The sequence below is a fragment of the Streptomyces sp. NPDC107765 genome, from assembly GCF_055657085.1.
On sequence record NZ_JBVKBL010000015.1, the window covers coordinates 26057 to 51952 of the forward strand.

General features: G+C 70.9%; 17 protein-coding genes. 4 read left to right on the top strand and 13 right to left on the bottom strand.

Annotated features, from left to right (window positions below; genetic code table 11):
* Positions 1 to 21: 21 nt before the first annotated feature.
* Complete coding sequence (locus ACZ7MX_RS30495) at positions 22 to 1029, top strand: WXG100-like domain-containing protein (RefSeq protein WP_472136717.1); 1008 nt, start codon at positions 22 to 24, stop codon at positions 1027 to 1029.
* A gap of 218 nt (positions 1030 to 1247) precedes the next feature.
* On the opposite strand, the gene ACZ7MX_RS30500 is transcribed toward ACZ7MX_RS30495, so the two are convergent.
* The 7 genes from ACZ7MX_RS30500 to ACZ7MX_RS30530 form a co-directional block, all read right to left on the bottom strand.
* Complete coding sequence (locus tag ACZ7MX_RS30500; protein WP_472136719.1) at positions 1248 to 2609, bottom strand: S8 family serine peptidase; 1362 nt, start codon at positions 2607 to 2609, stop codon at positions 1248 to 1250.
* An 88-nt stretch (positions 2610 to 2697) separates the two neighbouring features.
* Positions 2698 to 4233 carry a WXG100 family type VII secretion target gene (locus tag ACZ7MX_RS30505; RefSeq protein WP_472136720.1) on the bottom strand — a complete coding sequence of 512 codons (1536 nt, stop codon included), beginning with the start codon at positions 4231 to 4233 and terminating at the stop codon, positions 2698 to 2700.
* 50 nt (positions 4234 to 4283) lie between these two features.
* The gene (locus ACZ7MX_RS30510) at positions 4284 to 4592 is read right to left on the bottom strand and encodes a hypothetical protein (RefSeq protein WP_351535844.1); all 309 of its coding nucleotides are present in this window, start codon (positions 4590 to 4592) and stop codon (positions 4284 to 4286) included.
* Positions 4585 to 5856: a type VII secretion-associated serine protease mycosin gene (mycP, locus tag ACZ7MX_RS30515; protein ID WP_472136722.1), complete on the bottom strand. Its 1272-nt coding sequence runs from the start codon at positions 5854 to 5856 to the stop codon at positions 4585 to 4587. The genes ACZ7MX_RS30510 and mycP overlap by 8 nt, the downstream gene beginning before the upstream one ends.
* Positions 5857 to 6084: 228 nt before the next feature.
* Positions 6085 to 6378 (bottom strand): WXG100 family type VII secretion target, encoded by a 294-nt coding sequence (locus tag ACZ7MX_RS30520; RefSeq protein ID WP_030414182.1) that lies wholly within the window; start codon positions 6376 to 6378, stop codon positions 6085 to 6087.
* A 117-nt stretch (positions 6379 to 6495) separates the two neighbouring features.
* Positions 6496 to 6819 carry a WXG100 family type VII secretion target gene (locus ACZ7MX_RS30525; protein ID WP_030802605.1) on the bottom strand — a complete coding sequence of 108 codons (324 nt, stop codon included), beginning with the start codon at positions 6817 to 6819 and terminating at the stop codon, positions 6496 to 6498.
* Positions 6820 to 7231: 412 nt separating this feature from the next.
* Entirely contained in the window at positions 7232 to 8887 is a 1656-nt protein-coding gene (locus ACZ7MX_RS30530; protein ID WP_472136723.1) for a type VII secretion protein EccB, read from the bottom strand.
* Positions 8888 to 9233: 346 nt separating this feature from the next.
* Here ACZ7MX_RS30530 and eccE point away from each other — a divergent pair, with 346 nt between their 5' ends.
* From eccE to ACZ7MX_RS30545, 3 genes are all read left to right on the top strand, one after another.
* Positions 9234 to 10460: a type VII secretion protein EccE gene (gene eccE, locus ACZ7MX_RS30535; RefSeq protein ID WP_472136724.1), complete on the top strand. Its 1227-nt coding sequence runs from the start codon at positions 9234 to 9236 to the stop codon at positions 10458 to 10460.
* Positions 10460 to 11314, top strand: coding sequence for a hypothetical protein (locus ACZ7MX_RS30540; protein WP_472136725.1), 855 nt, complete (start codon positions 10460 to 10462; stop codon positions 11312 to 11314). Before eccE ends, ACZ7MX_RS30540 begins: the two co-directional genes overlap by 1 nt.
* A gap of 303 nt (positions 11315 to 11617) precedes the next feature.
* Positions 11618 to 14404 carry an SCO5717 family growth-regulating ATPase gene (locus tag ACZ7MX_RS30545; protein WP_472136727.1) on the top strand — a complete coding sequence of 929 codons (2787 nt, stop codon included), beginning with the start codon at positions 11618 to 11620 and terminating at the stop codon, positions 14402 to 14404.
* Between the two features lie 645 nt (positions 14405 to 15049).
* Here the strand turns inward: ACZ7MX_RS30545 and ACZ7MX_RS30550 are convergent.
* From ACZ7MX_RS30550 to infB, 6 genes are all read right to left on the bottom strand, one after another.
* A complete protein-coding gene (locus tag ACZ7MX_RS30550; protein ID WP_030802587.1) occupies positions 15050 to 15997 on the bottom strand; it encodes a bifunctional riboflavin kinase/FAD synthetase in 948 nt (315 codons plus the stop codon).
* Between the two features lie 383 nt (positions 15998 to 16380).
* Positions 16381 to 20580, bottom strand: coding sequence for a hypothetical protein (locus ACZ7MX_RS30555; RefSeq protein ID WP_472136729.1), 4200 nt, complete (start codon positions 20578 to 20580; stop codon positions 16381 to 16383).
* A 282-nt stretch (positions 20581 to 20862) separates the two neighbouring features.
* Positions 20863 to 21792, bottom strand: a complete 930-nt coding sequence (truB, locus tag ACZ7MX_RS30560; RefSeq protein WP_472136731.1) for a tRNA pseudouridine(55) synthase TruB — start codon at positions 21790 to 21792, stop codon at positions 20863 to 20865.
* A gap of 2 nt (positions 21793 to 21794) precedes the next feature.
* Positions 21795 to 22244: a 30S ribosome-binding factor RbfA gene (gene rbfA / locus ACZ7MX_RS30565; RefSeq protein WP_351536688.1), complete on the bottom strand. Its 450-nt coding sequence runs from the start codon at positions 22242 to 22244 to the stop codon at positions 21795 to 21797.
* 66 nt (positions 22245 to 22310) lie between these two features.
* Complete coding sequence (locus tag ACZ7MX_RS30570; RefSeq protein WP_030414192.1) at positions 22311 to 22604, bottom strand: DUF503 domain-containing protein; 294 nt, start codon at positions 22602 to 22604, stop codon at positions 22311 to 22313.
* A 149-nt stretch (positions 22605 to 22753) separates the two neighbouring features.
* The gene (gene infB, locus ACZ7MX_RS30575) at positions 22754 to 25831 is read right to left on the bottom strand and encodes a translation initiation factor IF-2 (RefSeq protein WP_472136733.1); all 3078 of its coding nucleotides are present in this window, start codon (positions 25829 to 25831) and stop codon (positions 22754 to 22756) included.
* Positions 25832 to 25896 lie beyond the last annotated feature (65 nt).

The window sequence follows — 25896 nt, forward strand, 5'->3', positions numbered from 1 at the left end:
ACTGCACGGGGGACGATCACTGTGTCATTGACGCTGCCAGGCGAGGTCACCTGGGTCCTGGACCTGCTCGGCTACAGCTGGCCGGACGCCGACGAGGACAAGCTCCACGAATGCGCCCAGGTCTGGCGCAACTTCGCCGAGTCCGTCAACCAAGCAGCTTCCTCGGGCACTTCGGCAGCCAATGAAGTCATCTCCGCCAACTCCGGCGAAGCGGTCGAGGGCTTCACCAACGAATGGGGCTCCTTCTCCGGCGGCGGTAACAGCGGAGACAATTACCTCCGCGACGCCGCCGCAGCGGCGGAAGTCATCGCCGTCGCCTTCGACGCCGCCGCCATCGCCGTTCTCGCCGGCAAGATCGCGGTCATCGTCCAGCTCGTGATGCTGGCCGCGGAACTCATCGCCGCACAGGCCGCCGCACCCTTCACCCTCGGCCTCTCCGAACTCGGTGCTGCCGGCGCCACACAGGCGACCCGCCTGATCGTCCGCCAGATCCTCGACAAGATCAAACGCGAGGTCATGGAGGCGGCCACCAAGGCCATGGAGCACGCCACCATGGATGCCATCAAGAAGATGGCGAAGAAGGCCGTGTCCAAGGAAGCCCGCAAGCTGGCGATGGACTACGCCAAGAAGACGGTCAAGGACACTGTCAAGGACACCGTCAAGGAAAAGGTTGTCGACGCGGCCAAGGAAAAGGCCACAGAAGCCGGCACCGAAATGGCCCAGAACGTCGCCCAGCAGGGCATCGAAAGCCACTTCGGAGCCCGCGATGGCATCGACTGGGGAGAAACGGCCGACATCGGCAAGGAAAAGGCCGGTGAATACGTCGACGGCATCAAGGAAGGCGCCAACGACCTCACCGATCCCAAGACCTACGTCGACCACGCCCGCCAAGACCTCACCGACCGCGGCCTCAACGCAGCCCAACGCCATGCCGACCATCGCACCGGCGGCGCCGCCACCCGCCACCAGGGCGCCACGGACGCCGTCCGGGAAACAGTAAGCGGCAGCGTCGAGGACGTCTTCGGCTGACCCCTCGCCCCTTCGAAGGCAAGCTCGTCCTGTCCTGTCCTGTCCTGCAGGGCCGCTGCATCCCGGAGTCACCCGGGTCCGCAGCGGCCCTGCAGCCATTTCCGAGCCGCCCGGACGGGCATTCACAGACCACCGCTGAAAACACATGGGGTCCGCGACCCGAAGGCCGCGGACCCCAATGAAATCCCGCTACTTTTCTGCTGCCCTACGTCAGAGCATTACCGACCGGGCGGCTGCGTGGGCGGCGCCGGCGGGTAGGCCCCGGGCCCACCAGGCTGCTGCTGGTACGAGTTGTTCGGGTTCGGCGGATGCGGCACAAACCCACCGGGACCGCCGGGCCCACCCGGCCCACCAAAACCACCGGGGCCGCCGGACGGCGGGTCATTACGACGGTTCTTCTTCTTGGCCACGAGGACCACGACCAGGACGATGACGAGAACGACGAGCCCGCCGACGGCGATGAGAATGATGAAGGGCATACTCAAGCCCTTGTCACTCTTGATCTTTGGGCCGACGTCATTATTGCCAGCCGCACTGGAGGGGTCGGAAGACGCGCCACTCTTCAGCGCCGGGAACGGACCATTCTTCGAACCGGCGGGGACGTCCTTGGTCAGGGCGCTGTAAGGCTTGATGAATCCGTAGCCGTAGTGCGCGTCCGGAAGCTTCATGCCCTTCTTGTCATCAGGAAGACCGGCGGTCTTGACCAGCCTGTTGGCGATCTGGCCGGCGGTCAAGTCGGGAAACTTGGAGCGGAGGAGCGCCGCGGCGGCGGAGACGTAGGCGGTGGCGTCAGAGGTACCGTTGGCGAGGCGGTACTTACCATGGACATCCATCACCGGACTGGCGGAGCGAATGTACACGCCTGGGGCGATCAGCTTGACGTGGGGACCGTAGTTGGATCGGTTCCATACATGCAGGTCTTTCCCCACGGCTCCCACCGCGAGAACCCCCGGCATAGCAGCCGGATACGAAAGGGTGTCGGTGCCTGAGTTACCTGTACCGGCAACCAGAAGCACATCGTGCTTTCGGGCATAGGCGATCGCTTCCTTGTCGCCTGGGCTATCGCTACCGCTGGCGAAGGACATGTTCACAACCTTGGCGCCGTGATCAACCGCGTACCTCAGCGCATCGGCGAACTTCAGGTCCTTGCCGAACTCCACTGCGTTATCGGGGTCTTGCAGATCCACAGCGACAGGAAGGATCTTGGCGTCGGGAGCCAATCCCATCACTCCATCGGATCCACCAGGTCCATGTCCGTGGCCAGCAATGAGTGAGGCCATCGCAGTTCCGTGCTCGCGCTTACCGTACGGGCGGTCCGCTGTGCCCCCATCAATAAAGCTCTTCCCCGGAAGTACATTTCCCTTGAGGTCTGCGTGATTACCATCTACCGGGTCGTCGATCACAGCGACTGTGACGCCCTTGCCGGTTGAGATCTTCCAAATATCTTCGGCCCCGAATGCCTTCAAGGCCCACTGGTCGTTTCTGATTTGGTCTGCCGAAGCAACCGGTGCGGTGCCGAAGAGCAGTGCCCCCGCCACTGCCGCGCCGCCCACCGCACGCAGCGTCCGCGTGAAGCTCATGCCATTACACCTTCCTCACAGAGTTGGGGCCCGCAGCCCGAGAGCTGCGGGCCCCAAGCGTGTCTACCGATTGCTTGTCAGGCCGGTCCTACTCGATGACCCGAGGAGCCACATTACGCTCCGTCGTCCAGGTCTCCTCGTCTTCGACGAGGTAGTCGGGACGGCTGGAGTCGTTCCCCTTGCCTTCACCCTTGCCGCCGTGCGCACCATGTGCGCCGCCCATCATGCCTGCCGGGCGACGGCCGGAGCCCGAATTGGTACCAGCGGCGGTTCCTCCTCGGCTGCGGTGCAGCCCGGAACCCCCTTGGCCTCCAGTGCTTGACTTACCACCGGCCGCACCGCCAACGATGCCGCCCTTCTGCCGGGCCATGGCTCCGCCGGTGCTGACACCCGGCTTGCCGCCCATGCCCTTACCCGCGGCACCACCGTGTGCGCCGCCCATACCGGGCATACCGGCGCGGCCGGTGCGGGCACCTGCCGCGCCACCAGCGCCCGCCGTGCCACCCTTGAGGCCGCCGGCGCCGCCCTTGAGGCCACCTGCACCACGACCGGCCATACCACCGGCTCCGCCAGCCATGCCGAGTCCACCGCCTCCCGGGATGTTGACGCCAGCACCACCACCGCCACCACCGGGCATGTGAACGCCGGCACCACCGGCACCGCCGTTCAGACCACCGGCACCGCCACCACCGGGGATCTTCACCCCGGTGCCACCGCCACCACCACCGAGACCGTCCAGGCCGGTGTTGACATTGGGAGTGTTCGGCTTCAGCGAACCCACGCCACCGCTGATTCCCGGAGTCTTCGGCGTGTTGATGCTGGGAGAGGTCGGCATCTTCGGAGTACCGCCGGCCTTGATGCCGCGGGTGGGGATCTTGACTCCTCCACCACCGCCGCCCCCGATCCCGCCGCTGCCCGGCATGGGCATGGCGATAGCGCCTACACCACCAGCGCCGCCCGAGGGGTCGTGTTCGGGGATTTTCTCGTCAATCGGAGGCGTCGGCGCCTTGAGGGACGAGGCGCGCGACACATATGCCGTGCCCAGGTTCTCCATGGCGACAGCAGCTTCAAGCCGCTTCTTCTGGTGGCCGGACAGATTGTCCTTGTTCGCATCAAGGATTCCCTGAGTGCTCACACCAGTCTTCAGCGCATCATTCAGATCGTCGTCGTCGATCTGGTCCGACCAGGGCATCTCGCCCCAGACGTCATCGCTCCAGTTCCAGCCGTCGTCGATCGGCTTGACCTTGTCGATGGCCTTCTGCAGGTCGCTGGCCGTCTGTCCCATGACCTGGGCCGTGTGCGTAGCGTACGGAGCGCCTGTCCGGAAATTGTTGCTGATCTTCTGGGCCTGCTTGGCGAACTTCTCCGCTGTATCGCCGTGCCAGGTCTCCAGCACCTTCTTCACGGCATCCTCGAATCGCTTCTGGATACCGCCGCCGCCTTCACCCGGCCCCACCAGCTGGTCGTGCAGGTCCTGCCAGTGCTGGGCCACGTCACGCACCTGCTGGACATTGGCGCCGTCCAGCATGCCCTTGAGGCCATCGAGATCGTGCAGATTGAACTTGGTTGTGAACGTCTCCCAGGTGTTCCCACCCGTGGGCACGCCGCCCGCGTCTCCACCCATTAGTGGACCCCCTTTCTCTCTCACCTACAGGTCTACCGTCTGACGCTGCGTCACTTCATGCTGTTGTCGTGCTCGGCGTCCTCGTAGGCGTCCTTCGTCTGCTTGGACTTCTTGCCGAAATCGTCGATCATCTTCTCGATCAAGCCCACGATGTTCTGCTCGATGTAGGCCTTCATGTCGTTGTGGGCCTTATGCATCCGGTCGCGCTCCTCGAAGCCCTTCCCGAGCGCCCCGTCCGGCAAGTAAGTCTGGTTCTTCGCCTTGTCCTTCGGGCCGCCCATGTCCTTCAGGACCTGGTTGAGCTCCTTCACGACCTGGTCGAGGGCGTCGAGATCAACGCCGTATTCCTTGCTAGCCATGCTTGGCCTCCCCGTGAGTTGTCAGTCCGGTCTTGCGGCGCCAGTCGCGGATGGCGATCGAGGAGCCGACGACCGCGGCGACGGCCAGGAGTCCGCCGCCGACAATGTAGATGGCGATGCGGGCGCGCCGTTCCCCAGGTGACTCACCGATGGTGATGGCGGCCGGCTGGATGTTGGAGCCGTCAGCAGCGTTGGAGGGCTTGTCCGGCTGGGGTGAGGCGGTGGGCCGGGTGTCGTCCTTGAGGGCGGCCACCGGGTCGACAACGCCCCAGCCGATGTTGTGGTCCGCCGTCCTGCGCACCCGCTCGGCGGTCTGCTCCAGGTGCCAGATCACCTCTTGGGGTGTCCAGTGCTGGCCCTCCTCCTTGTGCTTCGCGATCAGGAGGGCCGCGGCGCCCGCGGCGTACGGTGCCGCGAAGCTGGTGCCCTGGTCGACGCAGTTACCGCCGTTGGGGACGGTGGAGACCATGTCGACGCCGGGTGCGGCGATGTCGACCCAGGCTCCGGGCTGGGAGAAGGGGGCCCGCTCGTTGTTGCGGTCCGAGGCGGCGACGGACAGGACGTTGTCGAACTCCTGGAAGGCGGCGGGGTACATGTTCTTCTCCGCGCCGCTGGCGCCGTCGTTACCCGCCGAGGCCACGATCAGAATCTTGTGGGCGGCTGCGTTCCGGATCGCCGCCTTGAGGAGTTCCAGCTTGGCCGGGCTGGCCGCCGTGCCCTGCGAAATGTTGATGATGTCGACCTTTTGCGAAACCGCGTAATTGATCGCGTCGGCCAGGCTGGCAGCATTGCCCGCCTTCTTTTCGCTGGTCTGTTGCAGGGGAATGACCTTCGCCTGGGGAGCAATTCCGAAGAAGCCGGAGCCGGGCCTCGGTCGTGCGGCGATGATGCCGGCGACCTTGGTGCCGTGGCCGACCGTGTCCTCGGTCGGCTTTCCTCCGACAAAGGTCTTTCCGCCGCTGATGTTGGGCCTGATCTGCGCATTGCCCGCGTCGATACCGGTGTCGATGACGGCGACCCGGACGCCCTCGCCCCTGGTGTCGGCCCACATCTGATTGGTCAGCAGACGCTGCAGCGACCAGGGGGTCTCTTTGATGTCGTCGGCGCCGAACTTGCACTCACCACTGTTGAGCGGAACGTTCGTGTCCGCCACCGCCGGCGCGGCGGTGGCGCAGGACAGGCCGACGAAGCACGCCGCCGTGACCAGTGCGCCCGCCGCTCGTCGACGGTGCCCGGCTCGGTGACCAATGGCGCGAGATCCCACGGGTTGTCTGCTCTCCATGTGTGGCGAAAGGGGCGGGAACGAATCGAGGGGTGAGAGTGGGGGGAGGTGTGAGAGGGAAGAAGTGAGAGAAGGCGGGGGGAGGGGTCGGAGGTGCTGTGGACGGCAGAAGGGCGAGCGCACTGATGCAGCGCGCTCGCCCTCATTGACCACTGTGCGAGCCGTCCGGGCTGCTCAGCCGATCGCCATCCGTAGCTGTGCCGACCTGGGTCAGCCGCCCCAGATACCGGCGTTCTTGTGCTCGGTGGACTGGTAGTTCTGCGCAGCGGTGTCCAGAGCCTTGGCGATGGCCTCCAGCGTGGAGTGCAGGGAGGCGGCGCGCTGGTCCCACTCGCGCTGGCGGGCCTGGTAGCCCTCCTGCGCCGCACCTTCCCAGCTGGCGGCGATCTTCTTGACGCCCGCCTCGAGGTCGTCGAGCTGCTGGCGGATGTTGTTGGCCGTACCGCGCACGTCGGAGCTGGCCTGCTGGATCGTCGCAAAATTAACGAGGATCTGGCCTGACATGGTGTCTCCTCAGGAGTTGATGCTGCTGGTCGATTCGCATGCCGCAGCGGGCCGGCGCGATGGCCGGCACGGGCTGCGGCGAGTGGGCCGGGCGCCGCGGTCAGCGGCGCGGCCCCATCATCCGAACGGGGAAGCCGAGGCGGAGATGTGCGTGATCGACTGCGCCTGCTCCTCTTCGGAGGCGGAGTAGTTCTTCGTGGTCTCGTCGATCGCTTCCTTGATCTCACCCAGAAGCTGGTTGAGACGGTTGGCGTCCTCGTTCACCTGCGACTGCAGCTGGTTGTACGAGGAAGCCGCAGCACCCTTCCACCCCGAGGTGATGGTGTCGACGACCGTGTTCAGGCGGGAGATCTCACCCTGGATCGACTGATTGACCGAGGCGATCTTGCCGCTGAACGCGACCATCTCCTCCTCGGTGGTTGTGTACTGCTGACCAGCCATAGTCAACGTCCCCCATGAGACTCGTACGTCGTACCGCGCCGTGCCGCCAACGGGGACCCACGCGGTCGGCATCACCTGCTGACGCCATTGCCTACTCTAACCACTCCATATGCCCGTTCCCAACAGGGGGGAGACTGTTGTGACGGGATCACAACATTGTCAACTCCCCTTCGCCAAAACGACGTTCAGGGAAACGGACAGATCCCATGCTATCGGTCGAAGGACCGATACGGCCGGGGAACGACGAAGATCACATCGAGAAGTCCCCGGACCGGCGCCATGAATTGCGCGCAAGGGGAGCGGTCCGGAATCCGTGCCGCCGCAAAAGGCCGCGCCGAATGCCCGTTTCCGGGCGAATTCGGCGCGGCCTTCTCTCGTGTCGCGGCGGACTACGCAGAAGCGACCGACAACGTCACGACGACTGAGGCTGCTTCGCGCTGCGGGTGTCCAGCACCGGCCCGTTGGAGAGCAGGGAGGACCATGCCTTCAGGATCAACGGGGGGTGGGTGCCGCCGTATCCGAGGTGGGCCCGCGCCTGGTCGATCTCCTGCTTGTCACTGCCGGCCTTGGTGGCGCTGTCGTTGTTCCGCGGGATGAGGTAGCGCAGACCGGTGTCGGTGACCAGGAACAGGCTGCCGCTCGTGGCCTTGGGGGTGGCGACCTCCGTGTAGAGCAGGCCGCTGCCGGGGGTGACGTACGAGCTGGCGCCCGAGGCGATCTTGGCGGGGTAGTCGTCGCCGACCCAGGTCTGCATGTCCGGCACGCCGTTCGGGTAGCCGAGCTGCTTCTCCTGGCCGCCCGGGTACTTGGTGTTGGTGCCCTTGTAGACGCTGCAGGAGACGCCGCTCTCGGTGGGGCCGCCCAGGCCACCGGTCTGGGAGCCGTTGGTGAAGTCGTTGGCCGGGCTGACGGTGTCGGTCGGCCACGGCGACTCGACGTCGGTGCCGAGGACCTTGCCCAGGAACGTCGAGTAGCCGTTGCCCGTCTCGTCCGGCTTCGGGCGGAAGGAGCCGGTGGCGACCTCCACGGGCTCCAGCGCCGAGCCGGAGGAGTTCACCTTCTGCGCGTTCGGGCCCTCCATCAGGAGCTTGGCGACGAAGTTGGAGACCTGCTCCACGCCGTCCTTCTCCACCACGTACTTCTGGCCGTCGCTGTCCTGCAGGATGGAGCCGACGGTACGGGCCTTCGCCGGGACCTCGGTGTCGGTGGTCTGGCCGCCCGCCCCGCTGACCATCGGCATGGAGATCGCCATGATGCTGGGCACCTTCAGCAGGGTGTCCATGAACTGCTGGGTCACCTTCTGCGGTTCGGCCTTGGCCCCGAAGATGATGCGGCGCAGGTCCTTGTCGCCCTGCTCCTTGCCGCCCGGCGGCTGCCACCCGAGGCCCGTGGAGTTGAACTCGAAGGCCATGCCGTTGTGGTCGACCAGCCACTTCTTGCCGTCGGGGTCCTCGACGTAGAGCGCCTGGTGGAAGTCGAGCTTGCCCTTGCGGGTGTCGTCGACGAGCTGCTTGTCCTTGCCGGCCAGGACGAAGACGGCCTGCTGCGGCTTGCTGCCGGCGCTGGTTCCGGGGCGGTTGCAGACGGCCCAGGTCTTCGGCTTGTCCGCGTCGTCCGCGCTGGGCAGCCGGTCGGGGGCGAACGGGATGCCGATGGCGGGGCCGTGCGGGATCTTGCCGTCGAGTTCGGATTCCTTGACCTTGACGACCTGGAACTTCGGGTCGAGAAGCAGCCGGGCGGATGCGAGGTTCAGGATGGGGTGCAGGAGTTTCTGGTTATTGCCATTGGCGTCCTTGGTGTTCAGGACGATATAGCGGGTGGTGGATTCATCCCCGACGATGACGTTCTTGCCGACCTCGTCCCACCCCGACGGCGCCACCGGCTTGAGAATGCCGCAGGCGCCGAATCCCACGAGCATCAGGACGCCCATGATCATGCTGGGCACCACCGCCTTGAGCGGCTTGGGGGCGCTCTCGATCGATCCGTTCGGCAGCGGCTTCAGGAATGCCGCATTCGTGCGCTTTCGGGCAAACGAATACGCATTCAGCTCGTCCCGACGTGATGCCATTATTGCTTTCTCTCCCCGCCTGTTGGATCCACATCGAACCGCCCCCGGCACTCACGCCGTAGCGCCCTCTACTATGCCGTGTGTCGATCGACCCGTACGGTACGGGTGCCACCTTCCAACGCACCAGTCTCAGCGGCGGCCGATACGCCTAGAGGCCCACATCACCAGTAGAGGAGCAGGCCGGGGGATGTCCAGCGCCACCAGGGCTCGACGCCGCAATGGGCGGCAACAGCAGCAACAGCCTTCCGGGGCACCGCAATTTGCGGGAAATGCTGGCCAAAACGGCACAGCTTCGGGCAACAGAGGTAATGGCGGCCGGGGTTCCGCGTCCCGCCCGGCGGGCCCGGTGGCACCGCGGCTGCGCCAGCAGGCCGGCACGATCGGCGGTGTCCGCGTCCAGCAGCTGGCCATCATCGAACTCGCCGCCGCACTGGTGCTGGTGGGCTGGTCGATCCACCCGGCCGCGCTGACCGCGGCCGCCGTCGTCGCGGCCGTACTGGTCGTCTTCGCGCTCGGCCGGCGGCGCAAGATCCCGCTGCCCGAGTGGATCACGACCGTGCGCGCGATGAAGCGCCGCGGCAAGAACAGCGCCGCCGCGCTCGCGGCCACCCAGGGCGTCGACCCGGCAATCGCCCCCGTGGTGGAGTGCGAACCGGCCCTGCGCACCTACGAGTACACGACCGAGGCCGATCAGCGGGCCATCGGTTTCGTCGGCGACGGCACGTTCCTGACGGCCATCGTCCAGGTGGACGCGCGCGACGAGCCGCTGCGGCCGCAGCGTGGCAGCCACATGCTGCCGCTGGACGTGCTGCACACCGCCCTGGACATCGAGGACATCCACCTGGAGTCCGTCCAGTTCGTTCAGTACACCCAGCCCGCGCCCGCGCCGCACCTGCCCGAACAGGCCGTGGCGTCCCGCTCGTACGCCCCGCTGCAGGCGCAGTCGCAGACCCCGGCCGTCCAGCTGACCTGGATCGCCCTCAAGCTCGACCCGGAGCTGTGCTCCGAGGCCATCGAGGCCCGCGGCGGCGGCCTGGAGGGCGCCAAGCGCTCGCTGCTGCGCGCCGCGGACCAGCTCGTCAGCCGGCTGACCGCGCACGGCGTGCGGGCCAGGGTGCTCAACGAGCGCGAGGTCACGGCCTCGATCGGCACGGCCGTGTGCGTCAGCCCGCGGGCGGCCAACGGCGCCATGGGCCGCGACGGCCGGGCGGTCCGGCGTACCCAGGAGACCACCCGGGCGATGCGCTGCGACGACCGCTGGCACTCCACGTACTGGATCGGCCGGTGGCCCCAACTGGGCGAGGGCGGCGCGCCGTTGGCGGCCGTCACCCAGCTGCTGACCAGCACCAGGGCGATGGCCAGCACGTTCGCGCTGACCGCCACGCACGGCGGCGGCCGCGCCCCGGCGATCACGGGTTACGTCCGCCTCTCCACCCGCAGCGAGAACGAACTCTCGGCCGCCCAGGACGAGTTGGAGCGCCGTTCCGGTTCCGCGAAGGTCGGGCTGGTCCGCCTCGACCGTGAACAGCTGCCCGGCCTGCTGGCCACGCTCCCCCTCGGAGGTACCCGCTGATGGCCTCGCCCACGTATCAGCCCCGCGTCAACACCAGCAGCGACGGCTGGCGCAATCCCCCCTTGTCGGCGGGTGTCAGTGGCGGTGACGGCCGCCGGCTGTCGCACCAGCCGCGTCCGGAGGAGGAGCAGAACGGGCCGACCGGGCCCAGGCCCCGGCCCGGTTACGGCCTGCGCGGCCCGCGGCGCAGCCCGCACGTGCTGACCGCCGAGTCGCTGGCCGCGCTGACCCTGCCGGTCGGCGACGACGGCGTGATCATCGGCATCGACCCGCAGAACCAGCCCGCCGTGCTCAGCCTGCTGCGCCCGACCCCGCTGGAGGTCGTCCTCGTCGGCAGCATGTGGATGGCGCAGGTGCTGGCGCTGCGTACGGTCGCCACCGGCGCCCGGGTCGCGGTCGAGACCGCCCGGCCGCCCGCCTGGGGCCAGATGGCGCAGAGCGCGGGCGGCGGCCAGCAGTGCGTGTCCGTCCACGACGTCCGTCAGATCGCGCCCCAGGGGCCGTCGGTTTCCAGCCCGGTGCTGGTCGTACGGGACATGGGTGCGCGGCCGCCGCGCAATCAGCTCGCCCCGAGCCCCTGGCAGTCGGTGCTGACCGTGCTGCCGTTCCTCGGGCCGCGGTCGCCGCAGATGCTCAGCCGTGCCGACCTCGTCGGGCTGCAGCGGCTGTCGCCGGAGGAGGCGGAGGTCGTGACGCGCATCATGCGGCTGCCGGAGCAGGTCGGCGCGGTGCTGCCGACGCTCAGCGACAACGCCATGCTGTGGTGCCGTCGTGACGGTGGTCACCAGTTCGTCATGACCCAGCCCACCGAGGCGGAGACCAACCTGCTGGGCGGCCCGCGCCGTATGGACTGATACCTCGACACACACCTTCGGCACGGCCGCACGGGCGCACCACAGGCGTAATCGCCGGGTGCGCCCGTAGGTGTGCCGAAGGGCTTGAAGACGACATGGCACCGACTGCCGTTATGGGCCGACTCTTGATTAGGCTGTGTGGGAGAGCCGCAGGAGCACAGCGCGACGGCAGTCGATACGGGGATGGAGACAGTTAGTGTTGGCGCAACCCCGGGTGGTGTGTTCCGACTTCCGCTACACCCGAACGATCCGCCTGTATCCGGTCCTGCCGTTCAGGTGCGTTGCAGTACACCAGGAGGCACAGTGAACGAGCAGGAGGCTTTCCGTCCGGACGGAAACGATCCTGACGACGACCAGTCCGAGTTCGACCTGACCGGCGAGTTCAAGATCGACTTTGCCGCGCCGGCCTGGTACGCGAGCAACGACACCAGTGGTGGCGGCGCAGGTGCTGCGGCCTCCCCCGCGGCTTCTCCTGCGCCTTCGCCCACCACTCCGCCCGCCGCGGCGGCGCCCGGTCCGCCGACCGGTCAGCCGCTGAGCGGGCCGTCCCAGGGCGCACCGGTGCCGGGTCTTCCGCAGCAGGGCGCACCGGCCGTGGACGCCGCACCGCCCGGTTTCCCGACGCTGCGGCCGCAGGGCACGGACGACGCCGCTCCGGCCGCCGCCGCTCCCCCGGCCGCGCCGGAGGCCGCCGCGGAGTCCGCGCCGGCCGCGAACGACGCGTCCGACGGCGGCAACAAGCGTTCCGGCACGGGCGTCGACCCGTCGGCCTCCCTGTGGGACGACGACGATGACGACACCGAGCCGGAGCCCGTGGCGACGCCCGTGACGGAGCACGCGGCCGCCCCGGCACCGCAACCGGAGGCTGCGGCCCCCAACTCCCCGGCCGAGGGCGCCGCCCAGGCCGCGGAGGCCGCTCCGCCGGCCCAGCAGGTCCAGCCCGCTCCCGATGCCACCGCTCAGGGTGCGCAGGCGGGCCAGTCGCCGCTGCCGCAGCAGGCGCAGCCGCAGGGCGCACCCGTACAGGGCGCAGGCGTGCAGGGCCAGCCGCAGGGTCAGCAGGGGCAGTACGGTCAGTCCCAGCAGGGCGTGCCGCAGGGTGCTCCGCAACAGCAGGGTGTGCCGCAGCAGGGCGCTCCGTGGGGCGCCGCGACGGACGGTCAGCAGCAGGGCGTCCCGGGGCAGGCCGTTCCTGGCCAGGCCGTTCCCGGTCAGGGCGTCCCCGGTCAGGGCGGACTGCCGCCGCTGCCGCCGGAGTTCCAGCCCGCCGACCCGCGCATGGCGCAGGCTCAGGCCGGTCAGCAGCCGCCGGCCCAGCAGGGCCAGCAGCCGCAGCAGGGCGTGCCCCCGCAGGGCCAGCAGCAGGTGCCGGCCCAGCAGCCGCACGCACAGCAGCAGCCGCAGGCCGGTTACCCGCAGCAGGCCCAGCCCCAGCAGGCCGGTTACCCCCAGCAGGGTCAGCCCGCGCAGCAGCAGGGCGCCTACGGCTATCCGCAGCCCGCGTACGGCTACCCGCAGCAGGGCCAGCCGCAGCAGCACCCCCACGCGGCCGCGCAGCAGCCCGCTTACGGCTACCCGCAGACCGCGGCCCAGGGCTACCCGCAGCAGGCCCAGCAGCAGGCCGGTTACGACCCGCACCAGGCGGCCCAGGCACAGCAGGCCGCTCAGGCACAACAGGCAGCCCAGGCCCAGCAGCAGGCGCACCAGGCCCAGCAGGCGCAGCACCAGGCCCAGCAGCAAGCACAACAGGGGCAGCAGACGCCGTATCAGCCGCTGCCCGGTCAGCAGGCGGACCCCAACGCCGCGGCGAACTACGCGACGTACTCGCAGCCCGGTCAGCAGCAGCCGCAGCGGGCGGCTCCCGGCGCACCGCTCGGTTACAGCGCGGCGGTCGAGCTGACCTCCGACCGGCTGCTGCGCAACCAGCCCAAGAAGCGCAAGCCGGGCGCCAACGCGCAGCCGTCGAAGTTCAAGCTGGGCGCGAAGAAGGAGCAGGAGGAGCGGCAGCGCAAGCTGGAGCTGATCCGTACACCGGTGATGTCCTGCTACCGGATCGCGGTGATCAGCCTCAAGGGCGGCGTCGGCAAGACGACGACCACCACGGCGCTGGGCTCCACGCTCGCCTCCGAGCGGCAGGACAAGATCCTCGCGATCGACGCCAACCCGGACGCCGGCACGCTCGGCCGACGGGTGCGCCGCGAGACCGGTGCGACCATCCGTGACCTGGTGCAGTCGATCCCGCATCTGCACAGCTACATGGACATCCGCCGGTTCACCTCGCAGGCCCCGTCGGGTCTGGAGATCCTCGCCAACGACGTCGACCCGGCCGTCTCGACGACCTTCAACGACGACGACTACCGGCGGGCGATCGACGTCCTCGGCAAGCAGTACCCGATCATCCTCACCGACTCGGGTACCGGTCTGCTCTACAGCGCGATGCGTGGAGTCCTCGACCTCGCCGACCAGTTGATCATCATCTCCACCCCGTCCGTGGACGGTGCGAGCAGCGCCAGTACGACCCTGGACTGGCTCTCCGCGCACGGCTACGCCGACCTGGTGCAGCGCGGCATCACGGTCATCTCCGGGGTCCGCGAGACCGGCAAGATGATCAAGATCGACGACATCGTGTCGCACTTCGAGACCCGCTGCCGCGGCGTCGTGGTCGTCCCCTTCGACGAACACCTCGCCGCCGGTGCCGAGGTCGACCTCGACATGATGCGGCCCAAGACCCGCGAGGCGTACTTCAACCTCTCCGCCCTGGTGGCCGAGGACTTCGCGCGGGCCCAGCAGGCGCAGGGGATGTACCCGCAGCAGCAGATGGGCGGCGATCCGTACGCCCAGCAACAGCAGCAGGCCCAGCAACAGCAGCAGTACGCCGCCCAGCAGGGCCACCCGCAACAGGGGCAGCCGCAACAGCACCCGCAGCAGGGTCAGCCGCCGGCCGGCTACCCGCCGCAGCAGGGCGGCTGGACCCAGCAGCCCGCCCAGCCGCCGGCCCACTGGCAGCAGCAACAGCCCGCCCCGGACGCCCCCCAGCCGGACCAGTCCGGCCTGGCCCCGGGCTGGCAGCAGCAGCCGCCTCCGCAGTAGCGCGCGTATCGCTCCGCGCGCACGCGCAGAGCGAGCGAGACGGGTCGGGGCCCGGCACCTTGTTGGTGCCGGGCCCCGACCCGTTCGCCATGCTGGCCTGCCGGCGCGGTGTGCGATGTTGGGCTGCTCCCGCGGATGCCGTGAGCGTGGTGAGCGTCGTGGGTGTGGTGAGCGTCGTGAGCGCTGCGAACGTTGTGAGCGTCGTGAAGGTCATGTACCTCGCGCGGGCTGCGACCCCGCCGGCGCCGTCACGCTCATACCGCACGCCGACCCGAACGAGTGAACCATTCCCGGTCGAACTCCGCCTGCTTCCAGCCGAGTTGGCGTGCGCGCAGCACCGCAGGGGAGCATTACACCCGGCCCGAACACACCACCCGCGGCACTACACCCGCCCACCCCCCCGAAGGGGGGTGGGCGGCGGGGAAAAAGTGGTTCGGCGGGAAAGGCGACGGGGAAGCCTCGCGTCGGCGGGGGACTTCCGCCAGCCGGGAAGGGCCTCCGTCAGCCCGGCCACGGCAAACCCGCAGACCTCAACCAGCCGCGGCGAGCTCAAGGCACCAATCGGCCGCGGCGAGCCTTCAAACGGCCAGCCCGGCTGCAGCAAAACCTCAGCTCTCAACCGGCCGTGCCGCCACGTCCCGTCAGTCAGCCGGCGTCGGCGATGAGGCCGCGGGCCAGTTTCACGTCGACCGCCATCCGGTCCAGCAGGGCGTCGAGGGTGTCGAACTTCTCCTGGCCGCGGATGTAGGCGAGGAAGTCCACCCCCACGTGCAGCCCGTACAGGTCCAGCCCGACACGGTCGATCGCGTACGCCTCGACCGTGCGCACCTTGCCGTCGAACTGCGGGTTGGTGCCGACCGAGATGGCCGCCGGCATCGCCTCGCCCTCGACCTGCAGGAGGCCCGCGTAGACGCCGTCGGCCGGGATCGCCGTGTGCGGCAGGGTTTCGACGTTGGCCGTCGGGAAGCCCAACTCACGGCCGCGCTGGGCGCCGCGGACGACGACGCCCTCGACGCGGTGCGGCCGCCCCAGGACCTCCCGCGCACCGGTCACGTCGCCCTCGGCGACCAGCCGGCGGGCGAGCGTGGAGGAGAACGGCTCGCCGCCGCCCGCCTCCCCGCGCTCGAAGAGGTCGACGACCTCGACGGTGTAGTCGTAGGTGGTCCCGAGTTCGGCGAGGGCCTCGACGTTGCCGGTCGCCTTGTGGCCGAACCGGAAGTTGGGGCCCTCGACGACGACCTGTGCGTGCAGCTTGTCGACCAGCACCTTGACCACGAAGTCGGCCGGCGACAGCTTCGAGAACTCCTTGGTGAACGGCAGCACCAGGACCGCGTCCACACCCAGCTCGGTCATCAGCTCCGCACGCCGGTGGTGCGGCGCCAGCAGCGGCGGGTGGGTCCCGGGCCGTACGACCTCGCTCGGGTGCGGGTCGAAGGTCACGACCACCGCCGGGATCCCCAGCTCACGGGCGCGCGCGACGGCCTTACCGATGATCAGTTGGTGGCCGCGGTGCACACCGTCGTACGAGCCGATGGTGACGACGCTGCGTCCCCAACCCTCGGGGATGTCCTCCAAGCCACGCCAGCGCTGCACTCTGCCCGCTCCTCGCCCGAACTCTTGTCAGTCCACTGCGCCACGTCGGCATGGCGCAGGTCTAAGACTGCCATGCCCCGGGTGGTGCTTCGCGCGAAGGGTCACCGGCGACTGCCCGATGGATCTTCACGGCAGCACCGCACCGGCTCCGCCCCTGGGCCGGGTACCCGGCCTCCCTCTCACGGACACCGGACCGCGAACGCCTGAATCGGAAGCGCCTGACCGGGAGCGCCCGGCCCCGGGGTGCCTGCGGACGACTGCGGGTGCCTGCGGTTACCTGCGGGGCTTGCGGGCACCGGCGAAGGGTCCGGTCCCCGATTTCCGGTACGCGCCACGGCCCCGTCCTCCGGTTCCCGTCCCCCGGTTCCCGCCTCCGGTTCCCCTCACCCGCCCCGGCTCCCGGCCGCTGTCGTACGGGCGCGGGCTCCCCGCGGCGCGGCGGACCCCGCCGGATCCGACGCCCCTCCCCGGAGCCGACGGGCGAAGCCGGGCAGTCGGCGGGTCAGCTCCGCCAGCTGTCGTTCGAAGTGGGCCGCGCCGCCCGGCGTACGGGCCAGCAGCGCGCCGGTGCGCCGCACCAGGTCACGGGTGCGCTCCGCGGGCCGCCGGTCGCAGCCCTCGGCGGCAGCCCGGAGCAGCGCTTCGAGGACGCTGGTGTCGGCGGTGGCGCCGTCCTCGCCCTGGCCCAAGCCGTACGGGCCCCTCTCCTGTTCCTCCTGCGCCAGCAGGGCCTCCAGCAGGTCGCCGCGCAGTGCCTCCGAGGCACCGGAACCGCCCTCCGCCAGAACATCGGCCAGCGCGCACCGGACCGGCGCCGGGCAGTCGGTGATCAGCTCACCGGCGAACGGACGCAGTGCGGCGCGGGCGGCCGGTCCGCGCTCCAGGCGGTGGGCGACGAATTCCGCGACCGGGCGCGCGGCGCGTTCCGGGCTGTGCCGGGCGTAGTCACGGACGAGCGAGGCGGCACGGGCGGCGGTCCCGGGCGCGTCGAGCCCGGCGAGCAGCCGCAGCAGGGCGGCGGCGACCGGTGGCCCTTCGCCCCCGGTGAGCCGGGCCCGGAAGGCGGCCAGCACCGGCACGGGGTGCTCGGTCAACGCACCCGCGAACGCCGTGGGCGGCAGCTGTGGATCTCCCGCGACGAAGCGGGCCAGCGCCCGGGCCAGGTAGCGGGGGCGACTGACCGGGTCACCCACCAGGAGCGCCAGCGCCGAACCGGTGCAGGGTTCGTCGAGCGGGCCGGCAAGCGGGCCGTCGAGCAGTTCGTCCCTTTCCTCCTTCACTTCCCCCTCCGCTTGGCCCTTCACTTCGTCCGTCGGCTCGGACGGCATCTCGTATGGCGCGGACCCCCTCTCGCGCAGCGTGCCCTGAGGCCCGGAGAGCAGGTCGAGGGCCGCCCGGCGGAGCAGGGCGCGGTCGGCCTCGGTACGGGCGTGGGGCGCGGCGCGCAGGCCGTAGGACGCGGCGGCCGCCCGGCGGCGGGGGCAGGGGTCCTGGGCCCAGCGGGCGACGGCCCGGCAGACCGTCGACGGCTCGTCCTCGGCGAGCGCGCCGAGCAGCTCGTCTCCCCTGGGGTGCGCGGCTGCCACCAGCGCCTCGGTGAGCACATCGGGTGCCCGCCGACGGTGGGCGTACAGGAGGGCCTGCGCGGCGGCCGCCACGGTGATCTCGCGCGGCGCCGGTGCGGAGGGGTCCGGCAGGGGCGTTGAGTCGAGAGGCGAAGGCGCGGAAGCCCGGGGCGAGGGTAGGGAGCCGTGGGCCGGGCGGTTCGACAGTCCCGCGCCCAGGAGGCGGGTGTCGTCGAACCACGAGCAGAGGAGGGGCTGGACGCGCTGCGGATCGGCGCGGAGCATCCCGGCCGCGGCGTCCAGAAAGCGCGCCGGTGGGGCCACCGCCCCATCGGCCACCGGCCCGTCCGCCGGCACCAGCCGCCGCAGGAGGTCCAGCCGGTCCTCGTCCGCCAGCGCCAGCCGCTCCCAGAACCACGGCCCGAACGCGTCCAGTCCGGTGTGCGCGAACCCGCCCGCCCGCAGCGACCGTTCGGTGATCCGGTCGGCCAGCAGCCGCAGCACGCCGGTGTACGGCCCGGCGTCGGGGAGCCTGAGCAGGACGCCGGCCAGCAGCTGCCGGGCCCACCGGGGGCCACCCACGGGCCGTGACACCGCACCCGCAGCCCCCTCACCCCACGCACTCTGCCCCAGCCACGGCTCCGGCCACGGCTCCGGCTCCGGCTCCCCTCCCGGGACAGTTCCCGGGACAGTCGGCCCGCCCCTTGCGTCCCTAACGTCCGGCGACCGCCCGCCACAGGAGTCGCACCCCCAAGAGCCCCAGGCCCAAGAGCCACAGTCGCAAGAGCCCCCGTCCCCGGAGTCACCGTCCCCAGAGCCGCCGTCCCCCGCGTCACCGCCGCCCGGAAGGAGCGGGGGCTGCGCTACGTCCTCCCGCGGGGCCGGGAGCAAGCTGCCCCCACGGAAGGCCCCGAGCGGACCCTCGCCGTCCGCCGCCGCCACCGTCGCCGTCGCCGTCGCCGTAGGCACCAACTCCGCCAGTCGGAAGGCGAGTTGGACCCTCCCTGCCTGCCGGGCGAGCCGGAGGAGAGCCTCGACGACCGGGGCGGGGCGGTGGCCGGGGACGGTCAGCAGGTCGAGATCGACGTGGGCGCCCTGCAGCCATTCGCCGAACTCGTCGTGGGCGAAGCGGTATCCGGGGCCGGCCGGCACCAACAGGCCCTCGGCGAGCACCGCGGCGGACCAGCCGGCCCGGACCGGGAAGACCTCCTCGAAGGACGGACGGTCCAACCCGCCCTCCACGGAGGCGAGGCAGCGGCGGGCGGCCTCGTGCACCTGGCCGGCGACCTGGGCGGCCAGCCTGCGCACCGCGGTGCCACGCGGCGCGGGCCGGTACCCGGCGGCGATGCGTACGGCGATCCGCAACGACACCAGGTCCAGATAAGCGTCGAAGACCTGGTGGCGGTCCGGTGCCCCGAGCAGTTCCCCGGCCGGCTCTCCGGCCGGCTCTCCGGCCGGTTCCCGGCGCGGTCCCCCGCCCGGCTCCGCACCCAGCTCCCCGGCCGGCTCCCCACCCGGCCCTCCGTTCCCGCGTGCCGCCCCGCCCCGGCCCCCTCCCCCGGCCAGCTCCTCTCGTAGCTCCGCCAGCAGCCGGAGCGTCAGCGGGTGGCGGGCGTCCGGGGCGGCGGGGGCGCCGGGCGGCAGGCCGTAGCGTTCCCGGGCGCGCTCGGCCGCCCTTTTGGGGAGGTCGCCGATCGCCACGCAGTCGGGGAGGGCGGGTGCCGCACCGCCCGGCCGCGGCCGGTGCAGCAGCCCCGGCGGGAAGAGCGCTCCGGCTCGTTCCCAATAGGCGGGGCGGCAGGCGATGACCAGTTGGACGCGGGCGGTGCGCAGCCAGTGGACCGTCGCGGCGGTCCACTCGGCCAGCCGCTCGTGCCGGGCCAGGGCCGCCGGCATCTCCTCCGGGCCGTCGAGGAGCACCAGCAGCGGTCGTCCGGTGCCGGCGGCGAGTGCGGCGACGGTCTCGGGGGTGGCGTCCGTCGGGTCGCCCGCCGTACGTCCCGAGGTCACGAGGGTCCGGCCCGCGGAGCGCAGCGCGCGCCCCACCGCGGTGCGCAGGCCCTCGTCGCCGGCCCGCAGGTCGGCGCCGCGCAGCCGGAGGGTGGGGGCCGGTGGCGCGCCTGCCGACCGGCGCGCCGCCAGCCGGGCCAGTTCCGTGCTCCGCCCGGTGCCCGGCCCGCCCACCAGCGCCAGAACGTGCGCGCCGGCCACCCCCTCCCCCAGGAACCGGGTGAACTCCCCCTGTACGTCGGGGCGTTCGACCGGTTCGGGGCCCGGCCCGGCGGCGGGCGGACTCGCGGAGAGGGCCGTGAGCCGCAGCACCCCGGCGGGGTTCAGTTCGCTGCCGTACGCGGGGACGGTCGCCGCGTTGCGCGCCAGCAGGGCGGCCAGCGGGCCCCCGGGCGCGGCCTCGGCGACCGCGCGCAGCGGGACGGCGAAACCGCCGGCCCGACGGCCGGCGTGCAGTGCGCTGCCCAGCACGCCGAGCACCACACCGGTCCGGCCGTCGAGCACCGGCCCGCCGATCGCGGGCCCGCCGAGCCGCAGTGCCTCCCGGCCGCCCGCGCACAGTGCCAGCTCCAGGACGTGGTCGAGGTGGTGGACGCGGTCGCCGGCGGTGTACGCGACGCCGGAGGCGGGGCCGACGACCGTGCCGTCCAGCCAGCCGCCCGTCCAGAGCCGGGCCGGGGCGCCCGCGTCCGGCCGGACCGTGCCGATCGGCAGGGGGCGGAGCCGGTCCGGGCGGAAGCCGGTGGTCCGGATGAGTGCGAGCCCGCTTCCGGGGAGGGGGGTGAGGGCGCTCGGCTCCACCGGGCGGGTCCATGCCGGGGCCGCCCCGCCGGTGGCCGTGACGGGCCGCATGGGCTGGAGCACCAGTCCGGCCGCGCCGTCCACCGCCTCGTGGCTGGTGACCACCGTGCCCTCGTGGTCCGCGAGGAATCCCGTGCCACGGGTGTGACCTGCCAGATCACGGATCCGCACCAGCGCGGTGTCCGCATCGGCATCCAGCAACGCCATTGCCGATCCTTCCCGCCGGTACCGTCCTCGGAACGGTAAGCAGGCCGTGATCGTCCTGGCAGGGTGTGCGGCGAACGCGCCCCCGTCCGCGCCTTGGTTCACTCCGAGCGCCTCGCCGAATGAGTGAATGCGCGAGGCGCGCTGGATAGGGATCAAGAGGAGGGGGATGGTGGAGCGCGGACCGGCCCCGTGCCTGCCGGGCGGCCCGCGTTCCACCACCTCCCCCGGGAGCCCGGTTTCCGGCTCTCCCGGATAGCGGGTCTCCGGTCGGCTCCCCAGGGGTCAGACGGCGAAGACCGCCAGGCTCTTGGCCTTCCCGCCCTGGTTCTCCACCAGCGCCAGGAACCGCCCGTCGGGCCCGAAGGCCGCGACCGGCCCGTCGGTCTCGAAGCGCGGCATCGCGATCCGTGCGCCGTTGAGCAGCAGCCGGGACTGTGCCTCGGTGACGTCCCAGCGGGTGAAGGCCGCGTCCGCCGCCTCACCGACCGGCATGATCGGCAGCCCGCCGCCCTCGGGGGCGTCCACGGCCGCCTGCAGCTGCTCCAGGGTCTGCGCCCGGTCCAGCTTGTACGGCCCGACGCGGGTGCGGCGCAGCGCGGTCAGATGGCCGCCGACGCCGAGCCCGGCGCCCAGGTCGCGGGCCAGGGCGCGGATGTACGTGCCGGAGGAGCACTCGACGGAGACCAGCAGGTCGGTCACCGGCGTGCCGTCCGCCGCCTCGGTCTCGTGCGCGGAGTGCACCACGAACGAGGAGACGGTGACCGGGCGGGCCGGGATCTCAACGTCCTCGCCCTCGCGCACCCGGGAGTACGACCGCTTGCCGTTGATCTTGATGGCGCTGACCTTGGACGGCACCTGCATGATCGCGCCGGACAGCCGCGCGACCCCGGCGTCGATGTCCTCGCGGGCGAGGCCGTGCGCCGCCTTGGACGCGGTGATCTCGCCCTCGGCGTCATCGGTGACCGTGGTCTGGCCGAGCCGGACGGTGCCGACGTACTCCTTCTCCGTCAGCGCCAGGTGGCCGAGGAGCTTGGTGGCCCGCTCCAGGCCGAGGACGAGCACGCCGGTGGCCATCGGGTCGAGGGTGCCGGCATGGCCGACCCTGCGGGTGCGGGCCATACCGCGCATCTTCGCCACCACGTCGTGCGAAGTGAAGCCGGCCGGCTTGTCGACGATGATCAGGCCGCCCGGCTTGTTGCTCTCACGCTTCATGCTTACGCGGTGCCCTCGTCATCCTCGTCGTCACCGGGCTTGCGGTACGGGTCGGCCTCGCCGGCGTACTTGGCGCCCGAGGATGCCTCCCGGACCTTGGCGTCCTCGGCCCGTGCCTTGGCGAGCAGGTCATCGATCGTCTTGGCGTTCTCCGGCAGGGCGTCCGCGACGAACGCCAGGGTCGGCGTGAACTTCGTGCCGGCCGCGGCACCGACCGCGGAGCGCAGCATGCCCTTGGCGCTCTCCAGCCCGGCGGCGGCGCTGGCCCGGTCCTCGTCGTCGCCGTAGACCGTGTAGAAGACCGTAGCCTCCCGCAGGTCGCCGGTGACCCGGGTGTCCGTGATGGTCACGTGCGAGCCGAGCCGCGGGTCCTTGATGCCGCGCTGCAGCTTCTGGGCGACCACCTCCCGGATGAGGTCCGCCAGCTTCTTCGCCCGCGCATTGTCGGCCACTGGTCCGTCTCCTTCTTGTCTTCCACAATTGTGCTTCCACCGGCGGCGACCTGCCCCGTCATCAGGTCAGTCGTCGTCGCCGTGCAGCCGTCGGCGTACCGACAGCAGCTCCACTTCGGGCCGTGCGGCGACCAGGCGCTCGCAGCGGTCCATGACATCGGTGAGGTGCCCGACGTCCCCGGACACCACCGCCAGGCCGATGGTGGCCCTGCGGTACAGATCCTGGTCCCCGACCTCCGCCACGCTCACCGCGAATTTGCGGTGGAGTTCGGAGACGATCGGGCGGACGACGGAGCGCTTCTCCTTCAGCGACCGTACGTCGCCGAGAAGCAGGTCGAAGGACAGCGTCCCTACGTACATGCAAGCCGGGTCAAGCCACCCGTGGGGCCTTGGGGGCACCTCCCGGCATGGGCCGGGGGCGTGCGTGTCAGTTCGAACCGTACACGCAACGGCCGGGGCCGATCGACGGAGTTTCTTCCGCCGACCGGCCCCGAAAGGTCGCTGCGTGATCAGCCGCGCGGCTTCTCGCGCATCTCGTACGTCGCGATGACGTCGTCGACCTTGATGTCGTTGAAGTTTCCGAGGTTGATACCGCCCTCGAAGCCTTCGCGGATCTCGGTGACGTCGTCCTTGAAGCGACGCAGACCGTCGATGTTGAGGTTCTCCGCGACCACCTTGCCGTCGCGGATGAGGCGCGCCTTGGTGTTGCGCTTGACCTCGCCGGAGCGGATGAGAACACCCGCGATGTTGCCCAGCTTGGACGACTTGAAGACCTCGCGGATCTCCGCCGTGCCGAGCTCGACCTCTTCGTACTCCGGCTTGAGCATGCCCTTGAGGGCCGCCTCGATCTCCTCGATCGCCTGGTAGATGACCGAGTAGTACCGGACGTCGACGCCCTCGCGCTCGGCCATCTGCGTGGCGCGGCCCTCGGCCCGCACGTTGAAGCCGATGACGATCGCGTCGGAGCCGGACGCCAGGTTGATGTCGGTCTCCGTGACCGCACCGACGCCGCGGTGCAGCACCCGGATGTCGACCTCTTCGCCGACGTCGAGCTGGAGCAGCGAGGACTCCAGGGCCTCGACGGAGCCAGAAGCGTCACCCTTGATGATGAGGTTGAGCTGCTGGACCTCGCCGGCCTTGAGCACCTTGTCCAGGTCCTCCAGGGAGACCCGGCGGGTGCGCTTGGCGAAGGCCGCGTTGCGCTCGCGCGCCGCGCGCTTCTCGGCGATCTGGCGGGCCGTGCGGTCCTCGTCGACGACCAGGAAGTTGTCGCCGGCGCCCGGGACGTTGGTCAGACCCAGGACCAGGACGGGGGTCGACGGACCCGCTTCCTCGACGTTGTTGCCCTTGTCGTCGAACATCGCACGGACCCGGCCGTACGCGTCACCGGCGACCATCGTGTCACCGACGCGGAGGGTACCGCGCTGGACGAGGACGGTGGCCACGGCGCCGCGGCCGCGGTCGAGGTGGGCCTCGATCGCAATACCCTGCGCGTCCTGCTCGGCGTTGGCCCGCAGGTCGAGCGCGGCGTCCGCGGTCAGGACCACGGCCTCCAACAGGTTCTCGATGTGCAGACCCTGCTTGGCGGAGATGTCGACGAACATGGTGTCGCCGCCGTACTCCTCGGCCACCAGGCCGTACTCGGTCAGCTGACCGCGCACCTTGGTCGGGTCGGCACCCTCGACGTCGATCTTGTTGACCGCGACCACGATCGGCACGTCGGCCGCCTTGGCGTGGTTCAGGGCCTCGATCGTCTGCGGCATGACACCGTCGTTGGCCGCCACCACGAGGATCGCGATGTCGGTCGACTTGGCACCACGGGCACGCATGGCGGTGAACGCCTCGTGACCGGGGGTGTCGATGAAGGTGATGCGCCGCTCTTCGTCGTTGACCTCGGTCGCGACCTGGTAGGCACCGATGTGCTGGGTGATGCCGCCGGCCTCGCCCGCGATGACGTTCGTCTTGCGGATCGCGTCGAGCAGTCGGGTCTTACCGTGGTCGACGTGACCCATGACGGTCACCACCGGCGGACGCGCGACGAGCATGTCCTCGCCGCCCTCGTTCTCACCGAAGTCGATGTCGAAGGACTCGAGCAGCTCGCGGTCCTCCTCCTCCGGGCTGACGATCTCGACGACGTAGTTCATCTCGTCGGCGAGCAGCTGCAGCGTCTCGTCGGAGACCGACTGCGTGGCCGTGACCATCTCACCCAGGTTGAGCATGACCTGGACCAGCGACGCCGGGTTGGCGTTGATCTTCTCGGCGAAGTCCGTCAGCGAGGCACCGCGCGACAGCCGAACCGTCGCGCCGTTGCCGCGCGGCAGCATGATGCCGCCGACCGACGGGGCCTGCATGGCCTCGTACTCCTGACGGCGCTGCCGCTTCGACTTGCGGCCGCGACGCGCCGGACCGCCGGGACGGCCGAACGCACCCTGCGTGCCACCACGGCCACCGGGACCGCCGGGACGGCCACCGAAGCCGGGACGACCGCCGAAGCCGCCGCCGCCACCGCCGGGGCCACCGCCACCGGGACGACCGGCGAAGCCACCGCCGGTACCCGGACGACCGCCGCCGCCACCACCGGGACGACCGGCGAAGCCGCCGCCACCGGGACGACCGCCGCCGCCGGGACGACCGGCACCACCGGGACCGCGGCCGCCGCCACCGGGGCCGGGACGCGGGCCGGCAGCCGGACGCTGCGGCATCATGCCCGGGTTCGGGCGGTTACCGCCGCCACCGCCGGGACGCGGGCCGGCGCCGGGCGCGGCACCCTGCGGACGGGGCATACCACCGGGGGTCGGACGTGCGCCGCCCTGGCCCTGGGGACGGGGGCCGCCCTGGCCGCCGCCCTGCGGACGCGGGCCGCCGGGACCACCCTGGCCGCCGGGACGCGGCGCGCCACCGGGGCGGGGGGCCTGCGGACGGGCCATGCCCGTGGAGCCACCGGAGGTGAAGGGGTTGTTGCCCGGACGCGGGCCGGACGGACGACCGCCGGGACGCGCGGCCGGACGCTCGCCACCGGGACGCGGGGCGTTGCCGCGGCCCTGACCCTGACCACCCTGACCGGAACCGGGCGCCGGACGGGCCGGGCGCGGGCCGGGGGTGGCACCGGGACGGGGGGCCGACGGGGCGGCCGGGGGTGCCTGGAACTCGGGCTGCGCGGGCGCGGCCGGAGCAGGCTTGGGTGCCGCGGGACGCGCCGGGGCGGGGCGCGGGCCCGGGGTGGGGCCGGCGGCGGGAGTGCTCTTGGGGGCTGCGGGGGCCTCCGGCACCTCGGGGGTGACCGGGGCCGGAGCCGCGGGGCCCGGCTTGGGGGCGCCCGGCTTCGGGGCAGCAGGACGAGCCGCCTGCGCCGGAGAGGGCGCCGACGGCTTTGCGGGGGCCGACTTGCGCGGCGCCGCGGGCTTCCCGGCGGCGCGGCCGTTGCCACTGCCTGCCTGGAATGCGTCGGTCAACTTGCGAACAACCGGCGCCTCGATCGTCGAGGACGCCGAACGGACGAATTCACCAAGTTCTTGGAGCTTGGCCATGACGACCTTGCTCTCCACGCCGAACTCCTTGGCGAGTTCGTATACCCGGACCTTAGCCACTTCGCTCCTTCTAGGTCCGGGGTGTCCACCGGACCGTCGCTACTTCATGGGCGTACTCATCGCGT

What these genes read in the sequence shown, in the direction of transcription:
- ACZ7MX_RS30570 (WP_030414192.1), bottom strand. Translation starts at nt 22,604, where the DNA reads ATGTACGTAGGGACGCTGTCCTTCGACCTGCTTCTCGGCGACGTACGG.
- ACZ7MX_RS30520 (WP_030414182.1), bottom strand. Translation starts at nt 6,378, where the DNA reads ATGTCAGGCCAGATCCTCGTTAATTTTGCGACGATCCAGCAGGCCAGC.
- ACZ7MX_RS30530 (WP_472136723.1), bottom strand. Translation starts at nt 8,887, where the DNA reads ATGGCATCACGTCGGGACGAGCTGAATGCGTATTCGTTTGCCCGAAAG.
- ACZ7MX_RS30525 (WP_030802605.1), bottom strand. Translation starts at nt 6,819, where the DNA reads ATGGCTGGTCAGCAGTACACAACCACCGAGGAGGAGATGGTCGCGTTC.
- ACZ7MX_RS30555 (WP_472136729.1), bottom strand. Translation starts at nt 20,580, where the DNA reads ATGGCGTTGCTGGATGCCGATGCGGACACCGCGCTGGTGCGGATCCGT.
- ACZ7MX_RS30510 (WP_351535844.1), bottom strand. Translation starts at nt 4,592, where the DNA reads ATGGCTAGCAAGGAATACGGCGTTGATCTCGACGCCCTCGACCAGGTC.
- ACZ7MX_RS30505 (WP_472136720.1), bottom strand. Translation starts at nt 4,233, where the DNA reads ATGGGTGGAGACGCGGGCGGCGTGCCCACGGGTGGGAACACCTGGGAG.
- truB (WP_472136731.1), bottom strand. Translation starts at nt 21,792, where the DNA reads ATGAAGCGTGAGAGCAACAAGCCGGGCGGCCTGATCATCGTCGACAAG.
- ACZ7MX_RS30500 (WP_472136719.1), bottom strand. Translation starts at nt 2,609, where the DNA reads ATGAGCTTCACGCGGACGCTGCGTGCGGTGGGCGGCGCGGCAGTGGCG.
- ACZ7MX_RS30540 (WP_472136725.1), top strand. Translation starts at nt 10,460, where the DNA reads ATGGCCTCGCCCACGTATCAGCCCCGCGTCAACACCAGCAGCGACGGC.